The sequence below is a fragment of the Polyangium sp. 6x1 genome, from assembly GCF_029946515.1.
Lineage (GTDB): Bacteria > Myxococcota_A > Polyangia > Polyangiales > Polyangiaceae > Polyangium.
Genome location: NZ_JARZHH010000030.1, coordinates 73,041 through 99,475, shown reverse-complemented (window position 1 = coordinate 99,475; position 26,435 = coordinate 73,041). Strand labels below are relative to the sequence as shown.

Annotated in this window: 20 protein-coding genes; 10 read left to right on the top strand and 10 right to left on the bottom strand. The window is 69.7% G+C overall.

Going from position 1 to position 26,435, the window contains the following annotated elements; translation table 11 throughout:
* Window positions 1-306 precede the first annotated feature (306 nt).
* A complete protein-coding gene (locus tag QHF85_RS26440; protein ID WP_281330096.1) occupies window positions 307-1,800 on the top strand; it encodes a CHASE3 domain-containing protein in 1,494 nt (497 codons plus the stop codon).
* Between the two features lie 2 nt (window positions 1,801-1,802).
* Here QHF85_RS26440 and QHF85_RS26435 read toward each other — a convergent pair whose 3' ends face one another.
* From QHF85_RS26435 to QHF85_RS26420, 4 genes are all read right to left on the bottom strand, one after another.
* Complete coding sequence (locus QHF85_RS26435; protein WP_281330095.1) at window positions 1,803-3,434, bottom strand: glycosyl hydrolase family 28-related protein; 1,632 nt, start codon at window positions 3,432-3,434, stop codon at window positions 1,803-1,805.
* A gap of 16 nt (window positions 3,435-3,450) precedes the next feature.
* Entirely contained in the window at window positions 3,451-4,158 is a 708-nt protein-coding gene (locus tag QHF85_RS26430; protein ID WP_281330094.1) for a hypothetical protein, read from the bottom strand.
* Window positions 4,159-4,237: 79 nt separating this feature from the next.
* A complete protein-coding gene (locus QHF85_RS26425; protein ID WP_281330093.1) occupies window positions 4,238-5,095 on the bottom strand; it encodes a response regulator in 858 nt (285 codons plus the stop codon).
* 226 nt (window positions 5,096-5,321) lie between these two features.
* Window positions 5,322-8,864, bottom strand: coding sequence for a nitric oxide synthase oxygenase (locus QHF85_RS26420; protein WP_281330092.1), 3,543 nt, complete (start codon window positions 8,862-8,864; stop codon window positions 5,322-5,324).
* Window positions 8,865-8,982: 118 nt separating this feature from the next.
* Here QHF85_RS26420 and QHF85_RS26415 point away from each other — a divergent pair, with 118 nt between their 5' ends.
* From QHF85_RS26415 to QHF85_RS26405, 3 genes are read left to right on the top strand one after another with little or no spacing between them, the layout of a single operon-like run.
* The gene (locus tag QHF85_RS26415; protein ID WP_281330091.1) at window positions 8,983-9,741 is read left to right on the top strand and encodes an alpha/beta hydrolase-fold protein; all 759 of its coding nucleotides are present in this window, start codon (window positions 8,983-8,985) and stop codon (window positions 9,739-9,741) included.
* A gap of 50 nt (window positions 9,742-9,791) precedes the next feature.
* Window positions 9,792-10,631, top strand: coding sequence for a hypothetical protein (locus QHF85_RS26410; RefSeq protein WP_281330090.1), 840 nt, complete (start codon window positions 9,792-9,794; stop codon window positions 10,629-10,631).
* Between the two features lie 23 nt (window positions 10,632-10,654).
* A complete protein-coding gene (locus QHF85_RS26405; protein WP_281330089.1) occupies window positions 10,655-11,233 on the top strand; it encodes a DedA family protein in 579 nt (192 codons plus the stop codon).
* On the opposite strand, the gene QHF85_RS26400 is transcribed toward QHF85_RS26405, so the two are convergent.
* The 3 genes from QHF85_RS26400 to QHF85_RS26390 all read right to left on the bottom strand — a co-directional run bounded on the left by QHF85_RS26400 (window position 11,178) and on the right by QHF85_RS26390 (window position 14,509).
* Entirely contained in the window at window positions 11,178-12,050 is an 873-nt protein-coding gene (locus QHF85_RS26400) for a hypothetical protein (protein WP_281330088.1), read from the bottom strand. The two genes, QHF85_RS26405 and QHF85_RS26400, sit on opposite strands and share 56 nt — an antisense overlap.
* A 455-nt stretch (window positions 12,051-12,505) precedes the next feature.
* Window positions 12,506-13,276 carry a hypothetical protein gene (locus QHF85_RS26395; protein WP_281330087.1) on the bottom strand — a complete coding sequence of 257 codons (771 nt, stop codon included), beginning with the start codon at window positions 13,274-13,276 and terminating at the stop codon, window positions 12,506-12,508.
* A gap of 78 nt (window positions 13,277-13,354) precedes the next feature.
* Window positions 13,355-14,509, bottom strand: coding sequence for a hypothetical protein (locus QHF85_RS26390; RefSeq protein ID WP_281330086.1), 1,155 nt, complete (start codon window positions 14,507-14,509; stop codon window positions 13,355-13,357).
* A 107-nt stretch (window positions 14,510-14,616) separates the two neighbouring features.
* Between QHF85_RS26390 and QHF85_RS26385 the strand changes: the two genes are divergently transcribed.
* Window positions 14,617-16,353 carry an aldehyde dehydrogenase family protein gene (locus tag QHF85_RS26385; protein WP_281330085.1) on the top strand — a complete coding sequence of 579 codons (1,737 nt, stop codon included), beginning with the start codon at window positions 14,617-14,619 and terminating at the stop codon, window positions 16,351-16,353.
* Between the two features lie 99 nt (window positions 16,354-16,452).
* Window positions 16,453-17,637, top strand: a complete 1,185-nt coding sequence (locus tag QHF85_RS26380; protein WP_281330084.1) for a PAS domain-containing protein — start codon at window positions 16,453-16,455, stop codon at window positions 17,635-17,637.
* A gap of 62 nt (window positions 17,638-17,699) precedes the next feature.
* On the opposite strand, the gene QHF85_RS26375 is transcribed toward QHF85_RS26380, so the two are convergent.
* Complete coding sequence (locus tag QHF85_RS26375; protein WP_281330083.1) at window positions 17,700-18,479, bottom strand: enoyl-CoA hydratase/isomerase family protein; 780 nt, start codon at window positions 18,477-18,479, stop codon at window positions 17,700-17,702.
* 84 nt (window positions 18,480-18,563) lie between these two features.
* Between QHF85_RS26375 and QHF85_RS26370 the strand changes: the two genes are divergently transcribed.
* From QHF85_RS26370 to QHF85_RS26360, 3 genes are all read left to right on the top strand, one after another.
* Window positions 18,564-19,196, top strand: coding sequence for a TetR/AcrR family transcriptional regulator (locus tag QHF85_RS26370; protein WP_281330082.1), 633 nt, complete (start codon window positions 18,564-18,566; stop codon window positions 19,194-19,196).
* An 11-nt stretch (window positions 19,197-19,207) separates the two neighbouring features.
* Complete coding sequence (locus QHF85_RS26365; protein WP_281330081.1) at window positions 19,208-20,515, top strand: monooxygenase; 1,308 nt, start codon at window positions 19,208-19,210, stop codon at window positions 20,513-20,515.
* Between the two features lie 188 nt (window positions 20,516-20,703).
* Window positions 20,704-22,983 (top strand): 3'-5' exonuclease, encoded by a 2,280-nt coding sequence (locus QHF85_RS26360; protein WP_281330080.1) that lies wholly within the window; start codon window positions 20,704-20,706, stop codon window positions 22,981-22,983.
* Here QHF85_RS26360 and QHF85_RS26355 read toward each other — a convergent pair.
* Window positions 22,939-25,275, bottom strand: coding sequence for an ankyrin repeat domain-containing protein (locus QHF85_RS26355; RefSeq protein WP_281330079.1), 2,337 nt, complete (start codon window positions 25,273-25,275; stop codon window positions 22,939-22,941). The two genes, QHF85_RS26360 and QHF85_RS26355, sit on opposite strands and share 45 nt — an antisense overlap.
* Window positions 25,276-25,307: 32 nt before the next feature.
* Entirely contained in the window at window positions 25,308-25,826 is a 519-nt protein-coding gene (locus QHF85_RS26350) for a hypothetical protein (protein WP_281330078.1), read from the bottom strand.
* A 76-nt stretch (window positions 25,827-25,902) separates the two neighbouring features.
* On the opposite strand from QHF85_RS26350, the gene QHF85_RS26345 reads away from it, so the two are divergent.
* Complete coding sequence (locus tag QHF85_RS26345) at window positions 25,903-26,415, top strand: hypothetical protein (protein WP_281330077.1); 513 nt, start codon at window positions 25,903-25,905, stop codon at window positions 26,413-26,415.
* Window positions 26,416-26,435 lie beyond the last annotated feature (20 nt).

Sequence of the window (26,435 nt, the reverse complement as noted above, 5' to 3'; positions counted from 1 at the left end):
TGATTTCGAGTCCTCGCATTCATCACGGGCTTCGTTCGTAGCCGATGTCAATGCGCCGACGGTCGTCGGCTCACTCGTTTTTCAAAATGATGCACGACGCTCTCGGAATGGGTGCGGCCCAGATGCTCCGGTGCAGTAACATCGGGCCCGAGTCGCTGGTGCGGCTCGCGAGGGTGTCGGCGTACACGATTCCGTGACCAAGGGCGCGGGGCTCGCTCCGAGCGTCCGCGCGGTGCTCGGTTGGCCGCTCTCGAAATCGAACCAGAGCCGCGACGCGCGCTCGAACGCAGCTGGAGGATCGGACGCATGGCAGGGACGAGGTCCTGGACGGTAGGAAAGCAATTCGGCGCGGTCATCGCGCTCCCCCTCTTGTTTCTGATCCTCATCGGCGCGTATGCCTACGCGACCACCCAGCGTCTCCTCGTGGCCACGGGCGCCGTCGCGCACACGCGCGAGGTGCTGACCGCGCTCGGCGATACGCTCTCCGCGTTCCAGGACCTGGAGACGGGCCAGCGCGGCTACATCCTCACGGGCGACGAGGCGTTCCTCGAGCCGTACCAGAAGGCGAGCCTGACCGTCGACACGGACGTCGCCGAGATCACGCGGCTCACCCGTGACAATGCGCGCCAGCAAGAGCGGCTTTTGGACCTGCGGCAGCTCGTGGAGCGGCAGAAGGGCTACCTCGTGAGCAGCATCGATGTCCGCAAGCGCGAAGGGCTCGAGCCAGCGATCAAGCTGATCGCGGCCGGCGAGGGCAAGCGCTCGATGGACGCCCTTCGCAAGAGCATCGACGAGATGATCGGCGAGGAGCGCGCGCTCCTCGGCACGCGGGCCGCCGTGGTGGACGATCTCGTGCGCACGTTCGCCGCGGTGCTCGTGGGCTCGTGCCTCCTCGCGTTTGTCGTCGTGAGCGGCGCGGGATCGTTCGTCGTCCGCGCGCTCGGCCGCCAGATCGGGTCCGCCGCCGAGCGCATGAGCGCCGCCGCGCGTGAGCTCGAGGCCGCCGCGACGCAACAAGCGAGCTCGACGAACGAGCAGGTCGCGACCTCGCAGCAGGTGTCGGTGACGATCCGCGAGCTGACGGTCACGTCGCGCCAGATCGCCGAGAGCGCGCTGCAGGTGAGTCGCATCGCGGAGGACACGTCCTCGGCCACGCAGTTCGGCGATCAGACCGTGGTCGCGGCGCGCGAGGCCGTCGACGGGACCCGCACCCGGGTCGATCAGGTCGTCACGCACATGCTCGGCCTGAACCAGCGATCCCAGGAGATCGGGGGCATCGTCGACATCATCCGCGAGCTCGCCGAGCAGACGAACATCCTCGCGATCAACGCGACGATCGAGGCCGCAGGCGCGGGCGAAGCGGGGCGGCGCTTCGGCGTGGTCGCCGACGAGATCCGCAAGCTCGCCGAGCGCGTGTCCGGCGCCGCGCGGAACATCCAGCACCTCGTCGAGCAGGTGCGCGGCGCGACGAACGCGACCGTGATGGCGACGGAGGACGGCGCGAAAGCCGTGGAGGCGAGCACGCGCAGGTTCGTGGACGTGGGCGCGAGTTTCGAGCGCATCCGCACGTACGTGGGAGACACGGCGCGATCGTCGCGCGAGATCGAGGCGAGCACGCGGCACCAGACGACGGCGATGGAGCAGGTGAACCAGGCGATGCAGGCCGTCTCGGAGGCAGCGCGCGAGGTGCAGACGAGCGCGAAGCAGACGCTCCAGACGGCCTCGGAGCTGTCTTCCGTGTCGGAAGAATTGCTCCGGCTCGTACGGTCGGCCGAGGATCGCCGGACGGCGCTTTCGTGACGTCAGCGCGCGCGGCGGCGGCCAAGCTGATCTTCGTAGAGCGACGGTGGGTCGAGCAGGTCGCCTTCCTCGAGGCCCTCGACCCAATCGACGGGCATCGTGCCGACGGCCATCGGCAGCGGCGACTCGGTGGTGACGTAGAGGCCCTCGGTCCCGATCACGTACCCCGTGCCGAACTGGAGGGAGCGGAGCGCGCCCTTGCCGCGGTTGTTCCAGAGCACGTTCTCGGTGCCCGTGTGGCCGGCGCCGGTGCTCTCGGCACCGCGGTTCACGATGGAAAAACCGTCGTCGAAGGTCGAGGCATCGATGAGGTTCGCGGTGGCGAGCGAGTGGTGAAACTCGGAGAGCCCCGTGAAGCCGGAGGCGTCGTTCATGTCGGTGAGCGACGCGCCGTTTTTGCTTTGAACACGTAAGAAGACGCAGCCGGTCGTGCCGAAGCCCCAGTTCTGGATGAAGTTGTGCCGCCCGCCGTCGCCCTCGCTGTCCGCGACGAGGATCTCGTTCGAGCGGCGGATCTCGAAGAGGTAGCCGTTTCCGCCGCCGCCGCGGTTCTCCGCGAGGCCGAGCGAGACGCGCTCGATGGTGACGCGCGCCGTCTCTTCGAGGAGGATGCCGCCCGAGGCGAGGTGCGCGCCGCCGCCCGGTCCTTCGGCCGGCGCACCGGGCGAGGGGAACGAGGCGACGTCCTTGATCCAGCAGTCGACGACGCGCCGGAGGTCGATCGCGTGGACCTGCGATTCGGCCCAGGCCTCGGCCCAGGAGACGGCGTTCGACACGCCGAGCGACTCGACGCCGCACTCGCGGACGAGGCCCGTGACGCGCTGCAAGCTCGCGCCGTCGCGGAGCTTGGCCGGGTACCGGAGCGGCACGTCGAGCGTGATTCGGTGCGGGGACGAGGCCTTGTCGACGGCGACGACGGTCCGGCGAAAGAAGGGCTGCCAGGTGTCGTTGAAGGCCGTCCACGTGCCCGTCATGCCGTGCTCCTCGATGAAGGCGGGCGTGATGGTCCAGCCGAGGAGGACGTCGTCGCCCGGCGCGAGGTCCTTGGCGTCGTCGACCTCGACGACGTCGGTGCGCGACGTCGTGTCCGCCGTGAGCGGGAGCTCGAGGTTCGGCTCGGCCTTGCCGAGGAAGGCGAGGTGCGCGTCGTAGCTCATGCCCGCCGATCGCGTGAAGTGGAGCCGCGATTTCGTGGGGCCCGCGCCGCGCAGGACGACGCCGGACGCGGCGACGACGAGCTTGTCGTCCATGCGATAGAGGCCCTCGGGGAACGTGACGATCCCGCCGCCTTGGGCCGAGGCCTCGTCGATGGCGGCCTGCACGGCGAGGGTCGCGTCCGCCTTGCCGGTGGGATCGGCGCCGTGGGCGACGACGTCGAAGGTCGGGGCCGCGGCGGGCGCGCCGGGCGGGGCTTCGGCGTGGTGGTAGCCCGCGTAGGAGAAGTCGTGCAGGAAGTGGCCCTCGGCGTCCGTGAAGGAGGGCGTCCAGTCCTCGGGGTAGAGGGCGCTGCGGAACGAGGAGGGGCCGGCGTCGGTGCCCGCGTCGGGCGCGGGCGGTGGGGTGGCTCCGGGGGGCTCGTCGCTGCACGCGGCGAGGCACGGGAGGAACGCGAGCAAGCCGAGGAGCGGGCGCATGGGCGCCCAGGATAGATCAGGACGTCGGGACGAACGCGCCCGCGATGGAGGCGGCGATCGCGACCGTGACGGGGATGGTGAAGTTGTCGTCGAGGCGTGAGGAGACGAGCTCGGCGATCGCGCCCGCGGCCGCGCCTGCGGAGGCGATGAGCAGCATCGCGGGGAGCGGCATGCCGTGGAAGGCCGTGAGCGTCGCGAGCGCGGCGAGCGTGCCGACGGCGAAGAAGCCGAGCGTGCCTTCGAGCGAGCGGTTCGCGAGGATCTTCGTGCGCCCGATGCGACGGCCGATGAAGCCGGCCGCCGGGTCGGCGAGGCCGAGGACGACGACGCCGAGCTCGGCCGCCTGAAAGGGCGCGAAGAGCGAGAGGCCGACCAGGGCCGTGAGGTACCAGGTGGACGAGTTGATCCGGTGCCGCTCCATCGGGTGGGCGACGCGCGAGAAAAACTTCATCAGCCGCTCGTTGACGGCCGGGCTCAGGCGGCGGGCGATCTCGCAGGACCACGCCCACGCCGCCAGCGATACGCTCGCGGCGATCAGCCAGCCGCGGCTCGGCACGATACGGAGCATGACGAGCGCGAGCAGCCCGGAGGCGATGTGGAAAAGGCTGCGTGTCCAGTTCTCGGGCCGGGCGGGCGGCAAGGGCGCCGGCACGGGCACCGAGGGAAAAGGCACCGCGGGGAGCTCGATGTCGAGCGCGGTCGGATCGACGGTGGACTTGGACAAGGCAACGAAGGCTACCCGTCGCCTCCGCCCACGAGTTTCAGCTTTCTGTCATTTCGGTGGGGCTGGACCCACAAATGGTTCAGGCGCCTCGCGCGAGGCGACGCGCGGCGTCAATGGTGCCAATCGGGATTTTGCTGCTCGACGAGGGGGCCGGGGAGGCTTCCTCGATCAGCCTGCGCACCATGACGTCGGCCACGGTGCTCGGCTCGATCGTGCGGGGCATGACCAGCGCGGAGGCGAGGGCCGCGTTGCGCTTCGGCGCCGCCGCGGGAGGCCAGGTGGCCGCGGGCGAATCGTCGAGCACGATGATGGGCACGCCGCTCGGCTGCTTCGCCCGGAGGAGGCCGAGCACGCGGAGGAAGCACCTCCGGTCGACCACGGCGCCGTCGACGCGCGCGCCATCGAGGTCGAGGAACTGGGCGGCCTGGTCGACGCTCTCCAGCGAGACGACGTCACAGCTGTGCCCGATGCGCAGGACCTTCGCGAGCGCCTCGCGCAGGGCGCTGTCGGCGTCGACGAGCAGCACGCGGAAGGCGCGCGGCGCGGCCTCGGCTTGCGGGCTCCCGGTGAGGGCGTGGGCGCGGCTGATCAGGAACGATTTCGAGTGGGGTTTGCCCACGAAGTCGTCGGCGCCGACGCCGAGGCCGCGGAGGCGCGAGCCGAAGCGCGCGTCGCTCGACAGGATCATGACCGGCAGGCGCACGAGCGCAGGATCGCGGCGAATCTCGCGGAGCAGGTCGATCCCGTCGCCGTCGGGCAGGAGCACGTCCAGGATGGCGAGGTGGAACGGGTCGCGCTCGCGGTGCAGCGCGATGGCGCGCCTTGCCGCGTCGAGCGTGGGCACGGGTGTCACCCGGAAGCCGGCCTCCCGCAGCTCTGCGGCGATGACCATACGAACGGTGGTGCTGTCATCGACGAGCAGGACGTGCGGAGCCATTGGACCTCCCATGAAAACGTACGCAACAGACAGCCTAGCTGGTTTTTACCTTTTGCATAGTCTGTCTCGTCACGTCTACGAGACAATCGGCGAGAAAGTGTACGCCATTCCATTGACCATTCCGTAAGGTCACCCCTCACGTGCGACGAAAGGCTGCGCTCGGGCGTTCAGAGACCCGCGCGACGATGCATGTCCGAAGCAGAAATTCGTCGCACGTGAGGGAAACTCAGACCGTCGGCGCCCAGGGCTTCGGCTGATAGAAGAGGTTCGGCTTGAGCGTGACGTCGGGGTGGAGGTCTTCGTCCATGTGGAACACCGACGTCGCGCTGCCGCCGATCGGCGGGACGACCCAGCTCCAGCGCATGTGCACGCAGCGGCCCTGGCCTTGCTCGGTCTGGGCAAACTGCACGAAATCCTCCGCGGCCGTGTGGTGGTCGACGATCTTGACGCCCGCGCGCTCGAACGAGTGCGTGACGGCCCGGACGAGCTCGATCTGCGCACGATCACGCCAGAGCGAGGAGGCGCGCTGGGTGTCGAGGCCGAGCCGCTCGGCGATCGCGGGGAGCATGTTGTATCGATAGGGATCGCTGAAATTGCGCGCGCCGATCTCGGTCGCCATGTACCAGCCGTTGAAAGGCGCAGCCGGATATTTCACGCCGCCGATGTCGAGCAGCATCTCGGAGACGGCCGGAAGCGCGTACCAGCGGAGCCCGAGCGAGGCGAACCACGGCAGCTCGGGGTGCACGAGCGGTACCTCGCGCACGATGCGGCGAGGGATTTCCATCCAGCGCGGCTCCCGGCCAGGGAGCTTTACGATGAGCGGGAGCAGGTCGAAGCGCGTGCGCGCGCCGCCTTTCCAGCCGAGCTCGAGCGCTTTCGTCGTGAGCTCGACGTTCATCGGATCCCCCGTGACGGTGCCGTCCGGGTTCAGGTAGCCCGCATATCGCAGGAGCTGGCCGTTCCAGATGCGCGGACCCTCGCCGGCGCGGCTCGCCGGGGCGAGCACGGTCATCATGGCGCGGAGGTTTCCGCCGTGCGTGGCGAGCTCGATGTGCTCGACCAGGGCCGAAAGGATTTCGTCCTCGTCCGTGAGATTGCGCATGTCGCGCACTTCGAGGCCGTTCCAGAAGAGGCGCCCGATGCAGCGCGTGGAGTTTCGCCAGGCGAGCTTGGCGCCGAAGGAGAGCTCGTCGTACGTCTGGACATACGTGCCCGTGCGTTCGAGCTCGGCGGAGACCTGGGCCCATCGCACCTCGAAGGCCCGGGGCGCCCCCTTTTCTCGATAAAACTGGGCGAGATAGGCGCGCGCCTCCTCGGCGACGCTCGTGTCCTGCCCCGCGACGACCGGCGGAATGACGCCGAGCCCGTCCTCCCGGTGTGTGCCGTGCGCGAAGGGACAAACCCCGTCCGTCCGTGAGCGGGAGGAGGGCGACGGCGAGGAAGATGGCGCGGAAGACGGCGGCGCGATGGTGCCGGGGGCCGGCGGGAGCATGCCGGAGGCGTGCGGCGCGGGGGCGCTCGGCGGCGCGGAGGGAGGCGGCGCGGCGGGGCGCGCGGACGAGGCCGGCGCATAGGAGATGTTGACGGCCGGCGGTGCTTTCGGGAGGAGGCTCGCGGGGAATGAAGGCGGCAGGTGCAATGGCGGGACGTGCACGGGGGGCGCGAGCGTCGGGGGCGCGAGCAAGGAGGGCCTGCGGCCGGGCTGCGCGACGACGACGCTGCCCGCGATGAACTCCTCGATGTGCAGGTGCGTATCGAGCACGCCTTGTTCGAGCAGGAGCTGGCTCATCGCGCGGAGGTAGGGAATGGGGCCGCAGAGGAACCATTCGGCGTCGGGGTGGGCCTCGACGAGCGAGGCGACCTCCGCGGCGTCGAGCCGTCCCCAGACCTCGGTGAAACGAATGCGGGCCGTGAGGTTCGGGCACGCGGCGGCGAGCGCGTGGAGCTCGTCGGCATAAGGCGCCGAGGCGGGGCTGTGGGCCGAGTAATCGACGTGGACGCGGCGGGCGCTTCCCTTTTCGCGGATCGCGCGGCACGCCGCGATGGCGGGCGTCACGCCGATGCCGGCGACGAGGTAGACGACCGGGCGCTCGTTCGCCGGCATCGTGAAATGGCCGCCGGGCGCGGAGACGCGGATGAGCGCGTCCTCGGGGCGGCGCTCGAAGAGCCAGGTGGAAAACACGCCGCCCGGGAGCCGCTTGACCGTGATCTCGTAATGGCCGCTCGACGTGGGCGCCGAGAGGGTATACGGGCGCTCGATGAGGCGGCCGTCGATTTCGGCCTGGATGACGATGTGCTGGCCCGGCGTGGCTTGGAGGACCTCGCCGCCCCGCGGGACGAGGCGGAACGCGCGTACGCCCGGACAAACGTCCGTGGCGGAGACGATCTCGGCCGAGGTCCATGCGCTCTTGCCGAGCATGTCCGCGATGCGGGGCAGGCACGCGCCGCACGCGCTGCCGGCGCGGGTGCGGTCGCGAATGGCCTCGGGCGTATTGCAGCCGGCGAGGATGGCGCGGCGGAGGTCGCGCCTGCGCACGCGCATGCAGGTGCAGACGATCTCGTCGTCGGGCCGGAGCGAGGGCGGCGATTCGAGGTCGATCGAGCCCGTCTCGGTGAACGCGGCGCATTGCCAGGGCGAGAGGGAGCCGCCTTCGAGGGCGAGCGCGAAGAGCGTGGGCAGATCGACCCAGTCGCCGCGGGCGGTGAACGAGAGGATGCGGCCGTCGTCGGGGGTGACGACGATTTCGCGTTCGAGGCCGCGGCGCGCGTCGATGAACCGGTATTTGCCGCGCTCGCCCGCCGGGCCTTCGAGCCCCGGCTCGCTGACGGCGAGGTGGTGGAGCTCCTCGCCCGGGACGTGGGAGGCGACGGCGTGGCGGCCGCGGGGCAGGTGATACAGCGAGGTGATGCAGGGTTTGCCCAGGAACCTGCCCGCGAAGATGGTGACGAACCCGCGGTGGGGCAGCTCGTACACGCTCTCCAGGCTGTCGAAATACTCGCGCAGCTCGGCGGACTGTTCGAGAATCGCGAGGAATCGATCACCGGGCACGCGGAAGGCCGTGACCGGTTCCTCGGCGACGGCCGTGGCCGCGCGGGACTCGCGGCGCAAGAGGCCGCGCTCGCCGACGCAATGGCCCGCCTCGACGCGGGAGAGGAGCTGCGGGCGCCCGTCTTTGTCGACATACACGCCGACGGCGCCGGAAATGACGACATACACGGCGTCGGCCGGCTCGCCCTGATAAAAAAGCGCCTCGCCGCGCTCGAACGTGACGAGCTGGGCGCCGAGGCCGTCGCCCTCGGATCCGCCGAGCTCCTTCAACGTGCGAAAGAGGCTCGATTGCTGCACGAGCCGGTCGCGGAGCTGCGCCTCGCCGAGGCGCACGAGTGCCTCGCGGCGGGGGTGGTCGGGCGGCAGGGCATTGCGGAAATCCTGGGCGGCGATGCGGGCCACGGCGACGGGGCCCGTCGCGCGTACGGTGGCCGCCCTTCGCCCGCCCGCGCGGCCGAGCAAGGCCTGCTCGCCGAAGAGCGCGCCGGGCTCGAGGCGGGCGAGGCGGATCACGCCGCCGCCCGGCCGCGCGCCAAACACCTGGCAAATGCCCTCGACCAGAACGAAGGCCGCGTCCCCGATTTCACCCTCCCGCACGATCTGCGCGCCGGATTCGTACCGCTGGACGGCGATCCGCTCGAGCAGGCCGTTCGTCGCGTCCTGCCCGAGGCCTTCGAGCAGGCCGGCCTCGCGGATCAAGCCTTCGATCTCGTGGCTCATTATCGGTACGTCCCTTACCATCCATGCGCGCGGCCTCGCAAGACCGCCGAAAATGTGCGACAACACCGCGCGCTCGCGCGGCGCGAGTGTGTCCTCGGCGCGCGTTTTCCGCTACCTCATGTCCGAACCTACCGTTCATCTCCTCGGCCCGTTTCACGTTCCCGGCCTCTCGGCGCGGCACGTGCGCGTGTACGTCCCGCCGCGACGCTCGCCGACGAGGCCGCCTGTGCTCTACCTTTTCGACGGGCAGAACCTCTTTCACGACGAACCCTCGTTCGCCGGCGGCTGGCACCTGCACGACGTGGGGGCGCGGCTCGCGGCCCGCGGCGAACGCGTGCCCGTGATCGTGGGCATCGATCACGGCGGGCACGAGCGCATCGAGGAGCTCTCGCCGTTCCCGACGCGGAGCGGCCCTGGCAGGCTCGAGCTTTTGCTCGACTGGATACGCGGCGGGCTCGGCCCCCATATCGAGCATCATTTCGGGGTGTCCACGGATCCGGCCGACACGGGCGTCGGCGGCTCGTCGATGGGCGGGCTCGCCGCGCTTTACGTGCACCTCCGCGCGCCCGATCGATTCGGGCTGGCGATGAGCATGTCGCCGTCGCTCCAGGTCGGGAGCGGCGCGATGTTCGACTGGCTCGATTCGCAGCCGCGCCCGCGCGCCTCGCGCATTTACCTCGACGCGGGCGCGCTGGAGGCGGGCGGCGGCCTCTTGCGGGCGGCCGAGCGCCTCGCGCATCAGTTCGTCCGGCGGGGCTATGATCCGCATTCGCTGAAGTTCGTCGCGGCAAAGCGCGGCGCCCACAACGAAAAACACTGGCGACGGCGAGCGCCCGGCGCGATTCGATTCCTGTTCGGCCGGAAGTGGCGGCGCTGATCGTATTTCCCCTTGCCGGAGGCGCGTTTCGCCAGTATCCGATGAGCGTCATGCGCTCTGCCTGCCTCGCCTCCGTCCTCGTCACCCTTGCCTTCGCGTCGTCCGCGTTTGCCCAGGCCATCCCGGGCCCGCCCGATTCGCCCGTCACGCCGCCCGGCGCCGCGCCCACGCCGCCCGCGCCGGGGCAGAACAAGGCGTCGCCCGAGGTGCCCGCGGCAGCCGAGCCCACGGCGCCGCCGTCTGGCATTGCGAAGCCCGAGGAATCACCGCCCGCGCCGCCGCCGGCTGCGGAGCCGGCGAAGGAGCCCGCGAAAGAGGCGGCCGAGGCGCCGGCGAAAGGCGCGCCGCGGATTCACATCGAGGTGGACCGGCCGGGGGTGAAGCTCTTGCGGATCGCGGGGGTGGTCTCGGACCGGGCGGGCGAGGGGATCTTCGTGCGGACGGCGTGCGAGGCGCCTTGCGACCGGATCGTGAACGGCCGCAAAAATGAGGTCTTTTTCTTCGGCGCCGACGGAATGGTGCCGTCGCGGGGATTTTTCCTGTCGAACGTGGGCGGCGACGTCGTGGCGCATGTCGACGGGGGGAGCTTCATGGGCCGGCAGGTCGGGTTTCTTTTGGGCGGCTTCGGCGGCGCGGCGGTCCTCGGCGGCGCGGTCATGCTCGGCATTGGTTACAGCGCCGATGGCGCGACGCTGAACAGCGAAGGAAAGGTGACCCAGGGCGAGAACAAATCCCTCACGACGGGCGGCTTCGTCACGCTCGGCGTGGGCGCGGCGCTGGTCGCGACGGGGATCACGCTCGTCCTCCTGAACAAGACGGAGATCAAGCTCGTGCAAGCGACGCCGAAATCGGCGGGCGTGCGGCTTTCGATGGGGCGTATCGAATTCTGAGCGGGTGACGCCACGGGGGGGACGTGGAGCATTTCATCGAGACGTACGGCTACGTCGCCGTGCTGATCGGCACGTTCTTCGAGGGGGAGACCGTGGCGATCCTGGGGGGCTTCGCGGCCCACCAGCGGCACCTGCGGTATTTGTTCGTCGTGCTGACGGCGTTCGTCGGGGCCGTCCTGGGGGACCAGGTCGCGTATTTCTGCGGCAAGCGCTTCGGACCATCCTTCGTCAATCGTCGACCGAAGCTCGTGACGCACATCGGGCGGGCGACGTCGCTGCTCGAGCGGCACCCGGTGCTGTTCATTCTCGGATACCGCTTCATTTACGGACTGCGCAACGTGGCGCCTGTCGCGATCGCGCTGAGCCGCATTCCGACGGCCCGTTTCGTCGTGCTGAACGTGATCTCGGCGGCGTTGTGGGCCGTGGTCGTCACGGGGGCGGGGTATCTGTTCGGGCAAGCCATCGAGGCGATGCGGGGGGAGCTGCGGGCGTGGGACGAGCGGCTCGCGATGGGAGCAGTGCTCGCGGCCCTTTCGGTGTTCGGGTTCAACCTGCTGCGGGAGAGGGTGCGGCGGCGGCAGGCGGGGTCGAAGGGGCGGTGAGGCGGGGCGGGAAGCGAAGGGCCAGGTAGACGACGGAGAAGAGCGCGAAGGCGAAGATGGGGAGGTTGCGGGAGAGGGAAATGGGGGCGTAGGCGGTGCCGTAAGCGTCTTCGTAGCCGCTTTTCAGATGCGTGAAATTCGTGAATGCCGCGAGTGTTGGACCGATGAGGCCCATCGACACGAAGGCTCGCCAGTCGTTTCGTAGTCCTGCGATACCAGCATAGGCCAGAAATGCCGCCGTCATCAATTCCGCATACACCCAAGCACAGGTGTGGTCGTGGGTGCCTTCCTGAGTCAGGTGCCTGCCCACCGTGGGCGCGATGTCAAGCGTGATGGCGATGGCTACGAGGAGGAAGCCTCCTTGCAGCATCCTGAGCGCAGGGACGAGGGACCCTCGGGGGGCGAACCCTTGGACGTCAGGAGGGTATTTCCGATAGAGGTAGGTGAGGATCGCTGCGGAGAGCGCGAAGCTCGCGAAGTTCCAAGCAAGGTACTCCGGGTGGTTCCTGGAGTGAAACATCGAGCTTGGAAGTGCCATCTCGAGGAAGTACACGAACGCGCCGAACGCACTGATCGATTTGTGCACCACCGCAAGCAGGACGAACGCCGACCAGCGGCCACGCCATGCGACCACGCACGCACCCCATACCAGCGGAAGGAGTGTCGCGTTGTAGAGTAGATCGACATGATCGACATTACCGCGAGTCACCCAATACGAACGAACTGCCGAGCCTGTCGTCAGCACCGCAAAGACCACGAAAAGACGACGCAGCCACAGGAGATCTTTCGCCGGTCGCGTATTGACATGACCGTTCACTGGCAACCCTGCGCGAGCTGCACGCGAACCTCCACGACCACCGGTAGCTCGGCCTGCGACGCAGCCGGTGTTCGTCCGTTCTCAGCCAATGCCTCGGTGCCCGGGAGGAAGCAGACTCCACCCAACACCGTCACCATCCCCGCGACCCCGCCACGCACACGTTGCCCGATGTTCCCCATGCCCCACCTCGGGTTGCAAGCCTACTCACGGACGCTCACGCGCAGCAAGCTGGTTCTGCCCGCTTCGGGGTTGTGATCTGGCAAGCCAAAAGGCTTCCCGAACACGTCGGAACAGCCCCAAGCAACCCCATCGGTCTCTGGCGCCCCCTTTCGGATCGGCTCCGGAGGCCTCCTGGCCTCCCGGAACGCCATCGAGGCTGCGTCACCCGCCCGATCGGCCTCCTTGCATACCTTGCGGGAGCTTTGGCCAGACCGATCGGCCTCCGCGGCCCGCCTTCACCCGTTCTCGGGAGACCCCTCGGCCTCGCCGGTCGCGTTGCCGCCCGAGGGCCGCTTCTGCGTGGCTTCCCGGAACGCGTCGATCGGCCGCAGCGCCGTCCGGGCCCGCGTGATCGTCGCCGGCTCGTTTCGCTCCACCGTGGCGAGCACCTTCGTCGCGTAATCGACGAGCTCTTCCCCCATGGCGCGTATGTGCTCGCCTAGATCCTCGGTCAGCGCCGTTTCGCGCTGGAGGAGGCCCGCGACCATCTTCCCATAAGCGACGTGCTGCGTGCGCACGTTGTCGAGGAATTCCTTGCCCGCGATCCGCTCGATATCTGTCGCGAATCCCTCGCCGTCGATGCGCCGGAGCACGGACTCGGCGATGGCGTATTGCTCCGGGTAGGACTCCGTCAGGAACGAGAGGCCGCCTTCGCCGAACAGATCCGCGAGGATCTCGTTCGCGCGTCGCGCGTCCGGATACGTGGCCTCGGGCAGCATCGCATAGGATTGGAGCCGCCCGCGCAGCGCGCTCCATGAATTGTCGCCCGCACGGTCGATGGGCCGCGAATCTTCGTCCGTTCCCTTGCCGAGCGCCTTCTTGCGCGCCGTATGCGCGACCTGCGCGGCTTCGGCCGTCTCGACGAGCCGCTTGGCGGCCTTTTTCACCGAGGAAGGCATACCCGCGGGGCAGGACTCTGCGAGGACGCGGCACAAGGTGATACCGCCCTCGAGGGTCATGATCGGGGCGCGGGCGTAAAGGGCGGGATCGAGGGAGGATTGGGACATGTGAGGGCGCTTAACACGGACGCCGGACAGGGGGAAGAGGCAGCGAGGAGCGGTGTGTATGTGGCGCCCTCCCGCCCCTCAGAACGTCACGCCGAGCCCGAACGTCCCCAGAATCTGAATCGCGCCTTCCTTGTCGTAAAACGTCACCCCGACGCTCGGGAAGCGCGGATCCTTCGACTCCGCAATCACCGTGACCGGGTCGGCCAGGGCCACGCCGATGCCGATGCCGCCGGAGAGCGAGAAGCCGCCGTCGCGCGTGAAGACCGTGGTGTTGCCGATCATGCCGCCGAGGATCATCGAGCTCACGTTCTGCGTCGCGCTGACGTTCGTGAGCTGCGGGTGCGTCACCGTCGCGTCGAAGCTCTCGTAGCCGACGTGGCCCTTCAGCCAGAAGCCGCGCAGCGCTTTGCCCTCGAAATAGACGCCCACGTCGCCGGCCAGCGCCCAGCCGCTCGCGTCGAGGTTCTCCGTGGGCGAACCCCAGATCCACGTCGGCGAGATTTGCAGCGCGATCGGACCCCACACGGCCACCTCCGCCTCGAAGCTCAGGCGCCGGAAGAGCAGGTCGAACGGGTTCACGCGCGCCGACCAGCGACAGCATTTCGGAGGCGGCGGCGGGGGCGGCGGCGTCGGGCCCACGCCCGTCGCATTCGGATACCCGGCCGGCGGCGGATAGCCTTGCGGATACCCTTGCGGATAACCTTGTGGATAACCTTGCGGATAGCCCTGCGGATACCCCTGCTGCTGCGGATATCCGGGTTGCTGCTGCGGGTAGCCCGGTTGCTGCTGCGGGTAGCCCGGTTGCTGCTGCGGATAACCCGGTTGCTGCTGCGGATATCCCGGTTGCTGCTGCGGGTAGCCGGGCTGTTGCTGCGGATACCCTTGCGGATATTGTTGCGGATATCCCGGTTGCTGCTGCGGGTAGCCCGGCTGTTGCTGCGGATACCCTTGTGGATATTGCTGCGGATATCCCGGTTGCTGCGGAGGATACCCCGGCTGCTGCTGCGGGTAGCCGGGCTGCTGCGGCGGCGGTTGTCCTTGCGGTGGCGCGCCCTGTTGCGGCGGCGTGCCCTGTTGCGGCGGTTGTCCCTGCGGCGGCGGGGACGGCGCGGTCGGGGCCGCGCTCGGCGCCGTCGCGGTGGGGGCGGGCTGCTGCGCCGACGCGGCCGCGGTCACGCTGAGCGCCGTCGCGGCCGCGGCGAGCAAGATCCAGGGCGAAGAACGAAGTGCCATCGTCTGCGAATGTACCGGAGCCGCGGCCCGCGCGCCACGACACAAGCACCGCTCCGGCGTGTTCGGGTCGAATCCCTCCGCCGCCTGGGCTACCCTCGCGTCCCCCCATGAGCGTCAGCCTCGTCGAAGACCGCCCTCTGTCCCGCGTGGAGCCGAGCCACGCAGACCTCGACCGCGCCCTCGCCGAGCTCGGCGATAACGCCCGCGCCTTCGCGCGTTTGCCCCCGCGGGACAAGGCCCGGCTCCTGCGCGAGGAGGTCCTGCCGCGCGTCGAGGCCGCCGCCCTGCGAATGGTCCAGGCGAGCTGCCTCGAAAAAGGCATCGACCCCGCCGCCCCCATCGCCGGCGAGGAGTGGCTCGCCGGCCCTTGCACCATCGCCAGCAACGTCGCCGCCCTCGCCGACGCCCTCGACCAGATCGCCACGCGCGGCGCCCCCCGCCTGCCCTTCCGCGCCGTCCGCGAAGTCGACGGCCGCACGAAGGTCCGCGTCTTCCCGATGCGGGGCTCGGACGGCGCGCTGCTCTCGGGGTTTTCCTGCGACGTGCACCTCGAGCGCGGCGTCCGGCGCGCGGATGTCCGCGCCGAGCAGGCCGCGTTTTACCGGCAAGCCGACCCCGAGGGCGGCGTCTCGCTCGTGCTCGGGGCGGGTAACGTCGCGAGCATCGGGCCGATGGATACGCTGCACACCCTCTTCAACGAGGGGCGCGTCGTCCTGCTGAAGACGAGCCCGGTCAACGCGTACCTCGGGCCGATCCTCGAGGACATGCTTGCGCCGCTCATCACGCGGGGGTTCGTCCGGATCGTGCACGGCGGCCCGGAGGTCGGCGCTTACCTCGCGTCGCACCGCCTCGTCTCGCACGTGCACATCACGGGCTCGCAGCACACGCACGACCTCATCGTGTGGGGCAAACCCGGGGCCGAACAGGACGCCCGGCGCGCCGCGAACGATCCCGTCCTGAAGAAGCCCATCACCTCGGAGCTCGGCAACGTGAGCCCCGTCGTCGTCGTGCCCTACCTCTACGCCGAGGACGAGCTCTGGTTCCAGGCGCGCAGCATCGCCACGCAGGTCGTCAACAACGCCTCGTTCAACTGCAACGCCGCGAAGATGCTCGTCCTCGCGCGCGGCTGGGCGCAGCGGGACCTGTTCCTCGACAAACTCCAGCAGGCGCTCGGCGAGGCCCGCACGCGCAAGGCGTATTACCCGGGCGCGGAGCAGCGGCATGCCTCGCTCGTGAAGGGGCACGAGCGCGTCCGTTTCCTGGGCGAGGCGAGCGCCGGGACCTTGCCCTGGACGATGATTACCGATCTCGACGCCGCGGACGCGCGCGAGCCGCTCTTCTCGACCGAGCCCTTCTGCGGCATCGTCAGCGAGGTCTCGGTCGGCTCCCAGGATCCGGCCGAGTTCCTCGCCGCCGCGACGCGCTTCTGCAACGACACCCTCTGGGGCACGCTCTCCGCGTCGATCGTTTGTCCGAGCATTCTGGAGGAGGATCCCGTCGTGGGGGCCGCGCTGGAGCGCGCCATCGACGAGCTCCGTTATGGCGCCGTCGCCGTGAATTGCTGGCCCGGGCTCGTGTACGGCACCGTCACGGCGCCCTGGGGGGGCCATCCGAGCGTGACGCTCGCCGACGTGAAGAGCGGCATCGGCTTCGTCCACAACACGGTCATGCTCGGGCGCATCGAGAAGGCAGTCCTGCGTGGCCCCCTCAAAACGTTTCCGCGGCCACCCTTCTTCTACGATCACCGCAATATGGCCATCACGGCGGAGCGGCTCCTCCGGTATTACGCCCGCCCAGGGTGGGGGCGCATCCCAGCCGTCGCAATGGCAGCGTTACGCGGTTGACGCTTTTTCGCCTCGGCGCGGCTCCGCGTTCGTTTGTCTTGACCTGGACCGACCCCCCGGTTGAGATGGCTCCCGGACGCACTTGCCATTCGCATGACGATGCCATCTCGAGACGCCAGCGCCGAACGTTTTTTCCGGTTCCAGTCTGCTCCCTGCCTCGAGGTCGATTTCGACGGGGGGATCTTCTGCGCGAACCCGGTGTTTTGTCAGGTCGCCGGGCGGAGCGAGGACGAGCTCCAGGCCGCGGGGCTCGTCGCGCTCTTCGCGCCCGACGTCCGCGCGGAGGTAACGGCGGCGCTCGCGCGTGGGGCGACGCGGGACGTCGTCTCCTTCGATCTCCCGCTCGTCCGGCCCGAGGGCGAGCTGCGCTGGCTCGAATGGCGCGGCGTCTCCTTCCCCGAGCATCGGCTTTTCCGCATGGTGGCGCACGATGTGACCGCGCTCTGGCGCGCGGAGGCGGAGGCACGGGAGCGGGAGCGGTTCCTCGGCACGCTGCTCGGAAACCTGCCGGGGATGGTCTACCGGTGCCGCAACGATCCGCATTGGACAATGGATTTCGTGAGCGCGGGATGCGAGGCGTTATGCGGGTACGGCGTCGATGAGCTGCTCGAGAATGCGCAGATCAGCTACGGCGACCTGATCCACCCGGAGGACCGCGACCGCGTTTGGGACGAGATACAGGCCGCGATCGAGGTGCGCGCGTCGTACCATCTCAGCTACCGGATCCGCGCGAAATCGGGCGAGGAGCGGTGGGTGGAAGAGCAGGGGCGTGGCGTGTTCGACACGTCGGGCGTGCTCATCGCGCTCGAAGGGTTCAACACGGATGTGACCGCGCGCATGCTGGCGCAGAAGGACGTCGAGGCGAAGCTTCGCGTGATCGCGGAGCAAAAGGAGCAGATCCAGCACCTCTCGCTCCCGATCATCGAGGTCTGGGACGGCGTGATCACGCTCCCCGTGGTGGGCGCGCTCGACGACCAGCGCGCCGAGCGGATCATGCAGGGGCTGCTCGATACCGTCGTGCGGACGCAGAGCCAGCACGTGATCATCGATCTCACAGCCGTGGAGGACGTCGACGGGGCCGTGGCCGAGCATATCGTGCGAATCCTGCGGGCCGTACGGCTCCTCGGCGCCGAGGGCGCGCTGTCCGGCATTCAGCCGAGAGTGGCGCAGGCGCTCGTCGCGCTCTCGGCCGAGCTCGGCGGCGTGCGCACGTGGCCGGATCTGCGGGCCGCGCTGCGCGCTTGCATGCGCGCGTCGGCGCGGGCGGTCGCGCGGCCGCGGTGATGCATTGAAATGCCGCGCGACCGCGGTCCGGGCCGGCCCGCGGGAGCCTTGAAAAACTCGATTCAGCGACCCGAAAAGGTGGGTTTTCTTTTTTCGCTCGCGGCGCGCAGGCCCTCGCCGAGGTCCTCGCTCCCGTAGCTCACGGCCTGCTCGTAGGCCTCGCGGTCGAGGGCCTCGACGAGCGCGCGGCGGTCGATGCCGAGGGAACGCTTGAGCGCGCGCACCACGAGCGGCGCGGACTCCGCGATCTGGGCGGCGAGCTCCGCGGCTCGGGGGCGCACGCGTTCGCCGGGGAGCGCTTCGAGGGCCATGCCCCAGGCGGCGGCGTCGCGCCCCGTGAAGCGGCGGCCGGTGAGCAAGAGCTCCGCGGCGCGCTCGGCGCCCACGCGGCGCGGAACGAGGTAGGTCGCGCCCATCCCCGGGTGCAGGCCGAGCGAAGCGAAATTCAGCGCGAGTCGGCTGTCCTCGTCGACGACGACAATGTCGGCGGCGAGCGCGACGCAGAGCCCCGCGCCGATCGCCGGCCCGCGCACGGCCGCGACCACGGGCACGTCGAGCTCCGTGATCGACAGATATCGATGGTAAAACCCGAGCATGAAGGCCCGCGCCTCCGCGAAGCTCGCGGCGCGCAGGCGCTCCAGCATGGCGAGGTCGCCGCCGGCGGAGAACGCGTCGCCCGCGCCCGCGAGCACGACGGCGCGCACGGAGGCGTCCCGCGAGATCTCGCGCACGCGCGCGGCGAGCGCGTCCCCGAGCTCCGGGCTCATGGCGTTCTTGCGGCGTGCATCGTCGAGGACGAGCGTGGCGACGGCGCCGTCGCGTTCGAGGTGGACGTCAGGCATGCGAGCCCTCTAACACGATAGAACATGCACCTGGTGTGCAAATAACTACTTGCACTCTGAGTGCAGATAGGTAAAGTGGCCCTCGTGACCCGCGCGAACGAGCCCGCCACGCTGACGCAGGCCGATGGGCGACACGCCCGCGCCGAGCGTACGCGCGAGGCGATCGTGGAGGCGCTCCTCGCGCTCCTCGCGGAGGGGGTCCTGCGTCCTTCGGCCGAGCGGATCGCCGAGCGCGCGGGGGTATCGCGGCGGGCGATCTTCAACCATTTCACGGACCTCGACGACCTGCTCGCGTGCGTCTCGCGCCGGCGGATGGAGGCGGTCCTGCCGCTCTGGCCGAAGCTCTCGCGCGAGGGGACGGCGGCGGAGCGGGCGCGGGCCGTTGCGGAGGGGGTTTGTCGGTTTCACGAGCACGTCGCGCCCGTGCGCCGCGCGGCCGTGCTTTATGCGCACGACTCGGCGTTCATCGCGGGGCAGCTCCGCGAAGCGGCTCGCATGCACCGGGCCGCCATTCTCGCGGTCTTCGAGCCCGAGATCGAGGCGGCGCCGGAGGAGACGCGGACGGCGCTTGCCGGGGGGCTCGCGGCGGCGGCGAGTTTTTCGATGTGGGAGGAGCTCCGGAACAACCAGGAGCTCTCGGTGGACGAGGCCACCCGCGCCGTGCGGATCGAGCTCGAAGGAATGCTCGAGCGCGCGGCGCGGAATCAACCGCGGTGAAGGAGGAGAACATGCTTGCTTTCGACAGCGTCCGGGTCGCGTGCGTGCTCGTGGTGCTCGGAGCTCTTTCGGGTTGCACGAATGGAGGGAGCAGCGGCGGGCCGGGCACGCCCGCGGCAGGGGGACCGACCTACCATCGTGACATCAAGCCGCTCGTCGACACGAAATGCGGCAAATGCCACGCGGAGGGCGGCGTCGGCCCGTTCGCGCTCACGAACTACGAGGAGGTGCACGCGATGCGCGGGGCCGTCGAGGCCGCCGTCGTGTCGAAATCGATGCCGCCCTGGCCCGCGGCCGACGGGTGCAACGATTACCTCGGCGACCGTTCGCTGACGGACGAGCAGATCGACACGATTTCACGCTGGATCGCGGACGGGGCGCCCGAGGGCAACCCCGCGGACGCGCCCGCGTCGGTGGAGGACAACGCGCAGACGCTCTCCCGCGTCGACCTCGAATTGCCCCTCCCCGAGGCGTACACGCCCAAGGTCTCGCCCGACGATTACCATTGCTTCTTCCTCGACTGGCCCGCGGAGGAGACGACGTACATCACGGGCATGGGCGTCGAGCCGGGCGAGAGATCGATCGTCCATCACGTCATCGCGTTCGTCGCGAAACCCGACAAGCTCGCGGATTTCCAGGCGCTCGACGACGCCGAGCCGGGCCTCGGCTGGACGTGCTACGGCGGCCCGGGCGGCGGACCTTCGTCCGCGGGCTGGGTCGGCGCGTGGGCACCCGGCGGCACCGGCGCCGATTATCCGGCGGGCACGGGGATCGAGATTCCCCCGGGCTCGAAGCTCATCGTGCAGATGCATTACAACACGTCGTCGACGGCGCCCATCCCGGATCGGACGAAGCTCCTCGTGCGCACGGACAAGACCGTGGAGAAGAAGGCCGCGATCATGCCGTTCACGAAGATCGCCTGGGTCACGCAGCAGACGATGACGATTCCGGCGCACACGAGCGACGTCATGCACGAGGTCACGGCCGATCCGACGCCGTACCTAGGCATCGCCACGGGCGGCGCCCTGCCGTCGAATACGCCCGTCGACATCTACACCGCCGGCGTGCACATGCACACGCGCGGCAAGAGCGGCTCGCTCCGGGTCGTGCGGGAGGGCGCGGAGGAGTGCCTGGTCGACATTCCCTCCTGGAATTTCCACTGGCAGGGATCCTATGCGTTGAAGGCGCCCACCCGCTTTTCGCCAGGCGATCAACTTCATCTGAAGTGCACCTGGGACAACCCCGAGATGTACGACCTCAACTGGGGCGAGGGGACGAACGACGAGATGTGCCTCGGAACGGTGTACGTCAGCGAATGACGCCAAGGGTCCGGCAGGGGGCGGGTCGGCGCGTGACGCTCGCGGGTCTCACGGCGCGCGGCGTGCCCCCTTCGCCGACACCATACATCTTAGCAAAAACATTCTTGTTTTCAAGTCTTGCTCGAACCGGGCCCCGCCCGTAGTTTCCGCCTCGCCGGGGACCTTTTCGTCCTCCGGCGGGAGGGAGCATGGAAGGTGCGGGCGAACGGCCCATTTCCAGCGAACCCGGGCCCATCGTCGCCGAGGAGCTTCGGCTCCTCGCGCGGACGCACGAGGCCCTCGCAGAGGCGCGTGGCCCTCGCAGAGGCGCGCGGCCGGACGGGGAAGGTCTGCGCGCGCTCCGGGACGAATGGAACACGGCCGGAGAGGAGGATCGGCCTGCGCTGCTCGCGCAAATGCACGAGGAGCACGCTCGGCTCGAGCGGGCGCGCGCGGACAGGCTGCCGGATCCGGCAGCGCCTTATTTCGCGCATCTCCGCGTCCGCGTGGCAGGTCGCGTCCGGGACGTGCTGCTCGGCGCGGCGCCGCTGCTCGACGGCAAGCGCGGCGTGACGATCGTGGAATGGCGAAAATCACCGATCGCCGAGGTGTTTTTCTCGTGCGAGGAGGGCGAGGACTACGAGATCGAGGTGGATGGTCGCGTCATCGAGGGCAAAGTCGAGGAGCGGCGGCTCCTCACGTTCGAGGGCGGCGCGCTCGCGAGCATCACCGTCCCGGGCGGCGTGCTGCTCCGCGAGGGCGATACGTGGCGCTTCGAGCCGCGCGCGTGGGCCCCGAGGCTCGTCGATCCCACGTCCCCGCGGCGGACGCCGGAGACACGCAATCCGTTCATCATGCTCGACGCCGAGCAGCAAGCCCTCGTCGATCGGGAGCCGCGCGCCCCGCTGCTCGTGCTCGGCTCGGCCGGCTCGGGAAAAACCACGGTGGCGCTCCATCGCGTGGCCGCGCTGCGTCGGCGTCATCCGGATGTCTTTCCCGCCAAACGTATGCTCGTGCTCGTCCCCGAGCCAGGGCTCCGCCGTTTGTCCGAGCGGATCCTCGAAGGCCTCGCCATGGAGGGCGTGGAGGTGCGCACGTTCGAGGACTGGATCCGCGCCGAGGCACGCCGCGTGTTCCCATGGTTGCCCCAGCGCGAGGCGCCGGATCCGCCCTTCGCCGCGAGCCGCCTCAAGCGCCACCCGGCGCTCTTTTCGGCGATCGATCGGCTGATCGACGAGGACACGAGCGCCCTCGCGCGCAAGCTCGACCGCCTGCTCGGCTTCCGCGGCGTGCTCCGGAAGGCGCTCGAAGCGCGGGACGAGCCGATCCTCAGGGACCGGCTGCGGGCGATCGAGGCGGGTTTGGCACGTGAAACTCCCGGCGAAAAGGGGCGGCTCCTCCGCGAGGCGCTCGCCGAGGAGCAGGACAAACTCACGCGCGTGCGCGGCGATCACCGGCGGCTCGTGGGGGATCGGGCGCTGCTCGCGCGCGCGATCGAGGCGTCGGACGGGGATCTCCCGGCGGGGATCGTGGAGCAGGTCGCGGCGCACACGAAGCAGCAGCTCGCGATGACGAGCGAGGAGGCGTATGCGCACGTGGACGCGGAGAGGCTCGCCACGCTCGACGGGCGGACGCTCGACGCGGGCACGCCCGAGGAGACGTCGGGCACGGTGGACGTGGAGGATCATGCGATCCTCTTCGAATTGCTGCACCGTCGGACGGGCGCGAGCGCGACGCGGTCCGGGGCGCTCTCCCGGTACGCGCACATCGTGCTCGACGAGGCCCAGGAGCTCGCGCCGATCGAGCTCCGCGTGATAGGGCGCGCGCTCGATCCACGAGGAAGCGTGACCGTGGCCGGGGACGCGGCGCAGCGAATCGATCGGTCGGGCCATTTCCGCTCGTGGGAGGCCGTGATGGAGGCGCTCGCCGTGCGGAGCGAGCCGGCATTCTTGGAGACGTCGTACCGATCGCCGCGGCCCGTCGTCGAGCTGGCCCACGTGATCCTCGGGGCGGACGCTCCCGCCGAAATGCCGCGCGCGCCGCGGGAAGGCGCGGACGTGCTCCGGACGATCGCGGCCGGCGAGGGGCATGCGGCGGCGGTCCTTTGCGAGGCGCTCCGGCAATTGCGCGCCGACGATCCGTATGCGTCGGTGGCGATCCTCGCGCGCGACGAGGCCTCGGCGCGGGCCGTGCACGAGGCCGTCTCCCGGGGCATGCCGTGCCGGCTCGTGCGGGACGGTGATTTCTCGTTCGGGCCGGGGATCGAGGTGGCCGAGGTGGCCGAGGTGAAAGGCCTCGAGTTCGATTACGTGATCATCCCGGACGCGAGCGCAAAGGTTTGGCCGGACGCCCCCGAGCACCGGCGGGCGCTCCACGTGGCCGTGACGCGCGCGATGCGGCGGGTGTGGATCGTGTCGCCGGGCGAGCCGTCGCCGATCTTGCCTTCAGGAGAGGAGCTTCGCCGCCTCTGCGAGCTCGGTCGGCGATAGGACCGGGTTCGTCGGCACCGGCCCGTGGCCGAGCAGGTAATGGAGCGCCGTGCGTCCCTTCGTATCGGCCGCGTACTTGTCGGCGCCTGCGTCGAGCAAGAGCCGGATCATCGGCAGCGACCCGCGCGCGGCGGCGTACATGAGCGCCGTGCGCGCGTCGCTCCCGAGCTTGAAATCCCTTGTCTTGAACGTCGTCCGATCCACGGCGGCGCCGCGCTCGAGCAGGAGGCGCGCCGACTCGACGCGGTTTTGCTGCGCGGCCGCCATGAGCGGGGTTTTTCCGAATTCGTTCGGCTCGTTCGGATCGAGCGCGAGATCGAGCTCGCTCTCCTCTTGGGGCTCGACCGAGATCTCCCAGAGGATCGGCAGCGCCGCGGGATCGAGCACGGCCATGTGCATGAGCGGATCCTTGCCCGTATGGGCCGCGCATTTGTTGAAGGGCGCGAGGCGCGCCGCGTCCTTGTGCTCGCCCTTCTCGATGAACGCACGAATCTCCGCGGCCGGCGCGCCGTCCGTGACGAGCTTGCGCAAGGAGCGGGGCGGAGGCGCGTCGCCACACGCGGCGCCCCAGACGACCTCGAAGAGGCCCACGTGCGCGACGTGCTTCGCCTGCTTCTCGTCGAGACCACGGGTCTGGTAATGAACGACGAGCTTCTTCTCCAGGTCCTCGGCGAGGCGGGAGAGGTTCTCGAACATGACACGGCTCTCGGGCGTCATGTACGACCAGGTCTCGTACGGCGCCATCGCCGGCGCGGGTCTGTCGAGGAACTTCTTCGGGTCGATCAGCAGCGTCTGCTCTTGCAGCTTGAGCGCGGCGGCCAGGCCGAAGCGGCCCGTGCCGCCGTAATTGAGGTAGAAATGGCCGTCCGCGTCTTCGGTCGCCGACGTGTACGCGTTGAGCTCCCGGTCGGGGAAGCCGCGCACGAAGCCGCGGCCCCAGCTACAACCCGAGCGCGGGAGGAAATTGTCGCGGTTGCCCCCGAAAAGCGGCGTCGTAGATTCGAGGAGCTTCGGGCGCGCGAGGAGCACGGCGCAGGGGATGCCATAAAACGACGACGTCGTCGTCGCGCCCTCGCTCGAGGAGGCGACGCGGAGGATCCCGAGCAAGCTCTCGTCCGTGCCGTCGTAGGCGCGGAGGTCGATGGAGCTATCCGAAAGGAGGAACTCGTCCTCGTGTTTTTTCGCCGCGGCGCGGCTCGCCTTCTCGACGTCGCCGAGGAGTTTCTTGATCTTCGCGTCCCGCGCCGCCGATTGCGGTCGGAACGCGTGCAAGAAGAGCGCGTAATCGAGCTTGCCCACGACGTCCTTCTTCGACGCCGCTTCGAGCGGCTTCTCCGCGGCGTCGGGTTTGTCCCCCATGAACCAGATCGCCGCGTCGCGATCCCAGGGCTCGGCGGGCACTTCCGGCTCGGCGGGGGCGGGCCGTTCTTTCGGCGGCTCGGGCTTCTTCGGGAGCACGTCCGCCACGGTCGCGGCCGGGTCCTTGGCAAAACGCTCCATCAGGTCGAAATCGAGCATCCGGTCTTTGGGCGTGGGGCAGCCGAGGACCGGGCCCGCGGCTTTTTCGAGGCGCTTCGCGGCCGCCTCGACGAGGGCGCGCCGCCCGAGGATCGTGCGGCAGGGCAGGCGTAGCCAGTCGCCGTCGCGGAATTGGTCGGTCTCCCGCATGATGAACCCCTCCGAGCGCTTGAAGAGGTTGTACGTCTCGTTTCGGTACGCCTCGTCGATTGCGAGGACGAGCGCGGCGTCGACGAGCCGCATCGTGGCGACGAGCCGGATCATCGTCCCCTCGGGCCCCTCGGCTTTCGCCGCGGCGATCGCCCCGACGCGGCGCGCATAATCGACCGTGTCGCCGTCCTTGGGTTTGACCTCGGGCTTGTTGCCCACGAGCACGTCGAGCTTCGATTGGGCTTCCGTGGCCACCGCGGCGAGTTTGTCCGCGGCGCTCGGATCGCCGTCGAGCACGGCCTTGTACGCCCCGACGAGCGCTTCGAGCGGGTGCGCCTGCACGCCGGCGGGCAATTTCACGGGTTCTTTTCCGGCGGCCACGCGTTCGAGGTTGCCCTGGATGCGCGCGAGGACGCGGCGCGCCTCGTCGTATTCGCCCGGCCGCGGCTCCGGGGGCTTGGCGAGGCGCAGGGGCGCGGAGGCGGACGCGGCCGCGGAGGCCGAACCGGCCGGGGGCGTGGGGCCCGACGCAGGTTTGTCGCAAGCGGCGACGAGCCCCGCCGCGAGGACGAGCGAAGACCACGAGGCATACGCGCGCGCGCGAAGGCCGAAGCGGAGCGACATGGCGGCATCGTACACGCGGAGCCGCGCGGATGTCAGCGCCCGAGGACGAACGCGACGAGCGCGGCGAGGGCGACGGCGATCGTCGCGTACGTCGCGGCCTTCCGGGCGCCGAGGGGCGGCGCGACGGCGCGAGGCTCGGCTCGCTCGATGCGCGGCTCTTCGGGCACGGCGGACGCGCACCACGTGACGCCCGCGCTCGCGGCGGTGCCCGCCCGCACTTCGAGGTGGAGCTGCGCGATCCCCGCGCCGTCGTCGCCGAACGGCCGCAGGATCCGCAGCACGACGCCGCCCTCGAGCGCGCTCGGCAGGCGCGTGCGCACGAGGCGCCCCGTCGGGTCGCCGGGGACGCGGTGGCCTCCGCGAAGGCCGCACCCTTCGCATCCGCCGCCGTCGCAGCGGGCGCAGGCGACGCGCGTGGGGATCACGACCTCGATCACGGCGCCGGCCCAGTCGGCCGGAACCTCGATCACGAGCCGCCCGCGCGGCTTGTCGCAGGCGTCGAGCGCGGCAGGGTCCAGGACGCGGGAGAGGGCCTCGCCCATCGCGTTCATTCATGCCTCGAACCGGCGGCCATGGGAAGTGAAAGATCCTGCCGGTGGTCGGCCGAGCCGATGTATGCTGCGCGCGATGAAGGAAGCCGCCGCTGTTTCGATGGTCGCGCTCGGGTTTGCGTTCGCCGCGGGGTGTGGCGCGAAGGTCGTCGTCGACACGCCGGGCGAGGGGACGGGCGGCGCCGGGGGGACGAGCCAGTCCTCGTCCGACGGCCCGGCATCCATTACGTCGAGCGTCGGGCCCGGCCCCATGGTGTCGAGCGTCGGCCCCGGCCCGAGTCCCGGCCCGAACACCGTGAGCAGCAGCGTCACGACCGGCCCCATGATCTGCGACAGCCAGGGCGATTGCGGGGGTTGTATCGATTGCGCGACGAACGGGCCGTGTGAAGGGCTCTGGCTCAAGTGCACCACGACCCCGTCCTGCCAGGGCCTCTTGAGTTGCCTCCCGAACTGCCAGGACCAGCTCTGCTTCGACAAGTGCCTGCAGGCGTTCCCCGACGGCATCGATCTCTACAACGAGACCGCGGTCTGCCTCGTCTGCCAGGCCTGTTACAACGATTGCGACGGCGCGGGCCAGGGCTGCCCCTGAGGGCGCCGCCAGACCGGGTT

Excerpts from the sequence above, each read along its gene's own strand:
- QHF85_RS26365 (WP_281330081.1), top strand. The coding sequence starts at position 19,208 with ATGCTTGCTTTCGACAGCGTCCGGGTCGCGTGCGTGCTCGTGGTGCTC.
- QHF85_RS26425 (WP_281330093.1), bottom strand. The coding sequence starts at position 5,095 with ATGGCTCCGCACGTCCTGCTCGTCGATGACAGCACCACCGTTCGTATG.
- QHF85_RS26415 (WP_281330091.1), top strand. The coding sequence starts at position 8,983 with ATGTCCGAACCTACCGTTCATCTCCTCGGCCCGTTTCACGTTCCCGGC.
- QHF85_RS26390 (WP_281330086.1), bottom strand. The coding sequence starts at position 14,509 with ATGGCACTTCGTTCTTCGCCCTGGATCTTGCTCGCCGCGGCCGCGACG.
- QHF85_RS26360 (WP_281330080.1), top strand. The coding sequence starts at position 20,704 with ATGGAAGGTGCGGGCGAACGGCCCATTTCCAGCGAACCCGGGCCCATC.
- QHF85_RS26345 (WP_281330077.1), top strand. The coding sequence starts at position 25,903 with ATGAAGGAAGCCGCCGCTGTTTCGATGGTCGCGCTCGGGTTTGCGTTC.
- QHF85_RS26410 (WP_281330090.1), top strand. The coding sequence starts at position 9,792 with ATGCGCTCTGCCTGCCTCGCCTCCGTCCTCGTCACCCTTGCCTTCGCG.
- QHF85_RS26375 (WP_281330083.1), bottom strand. The coding sequence starts at position 18,479 with ATGCCTGACGTCCACCTCGAACGCGACGGCGCCGTCGCCACGCTCGTC.
- QHF85_RS26355 (WP_281330079.1), bottom strand. The coding sequence starts at position 25,275 with ATGTCGCTCCGCTTCGGCCTTCGCGCGCGCGCGTATGCCTCGTGGTCT.
- QHF85_RS26435 (WP_281330095.1), bottom strand. The coding sequence starts at position 3,434 with ATGCGCCCGCTCCTCGGCTTGCTCGCGTTCCTCCCGTGCCTCGCCGCG.
- QHF85_RS26440 (WP_281330096.1), top strand. The coding sequence starts at position 307 with ATGGCAGGGACGAGGTCCTGGACGGTAGGAAAGCAATTCGGCGCGGTC.
- QHF85_RS26350 (WP_281330078.1), bottom strand. The coding sequence starts at position 25,826 with ATGAACGCGATGGGCGAGGCCCTCTCCCGCGTCCTGGACCCTGCCGCG.
- QHF85_RS26385 (WP_281330085.1), top strand. The coding sequence starts at position 14,617 with ATGAGCGTCAGCCTCGTCGAAGACCGCCCTCTGTCCCGCGTGGAGCCG.
- QHF85_RS26380 (WP_281330084.1), top strand. The coding sequence starts at position 16,453 with ATGCCATCTCGAGACGCCAGCGCCGAACGTTTTTTCCGGTTCCAGTCT.
- QHF85_RS26395 (WP_281330087.1), bottom strand. The coding sequence starts at position 13,276 with ATGTCCCAATCCTCCCTCGATCCCGCCCTTTACGCCCGCGCCCCGATC.
- QHF85_RS26420 (WP_281330092.1), bottom strand. The coding sequence starts at position 8,864 with ATGAGCCACGAGATCGAAGGCTTGATCCGCGAGGCCGGCCTGCTCGAA.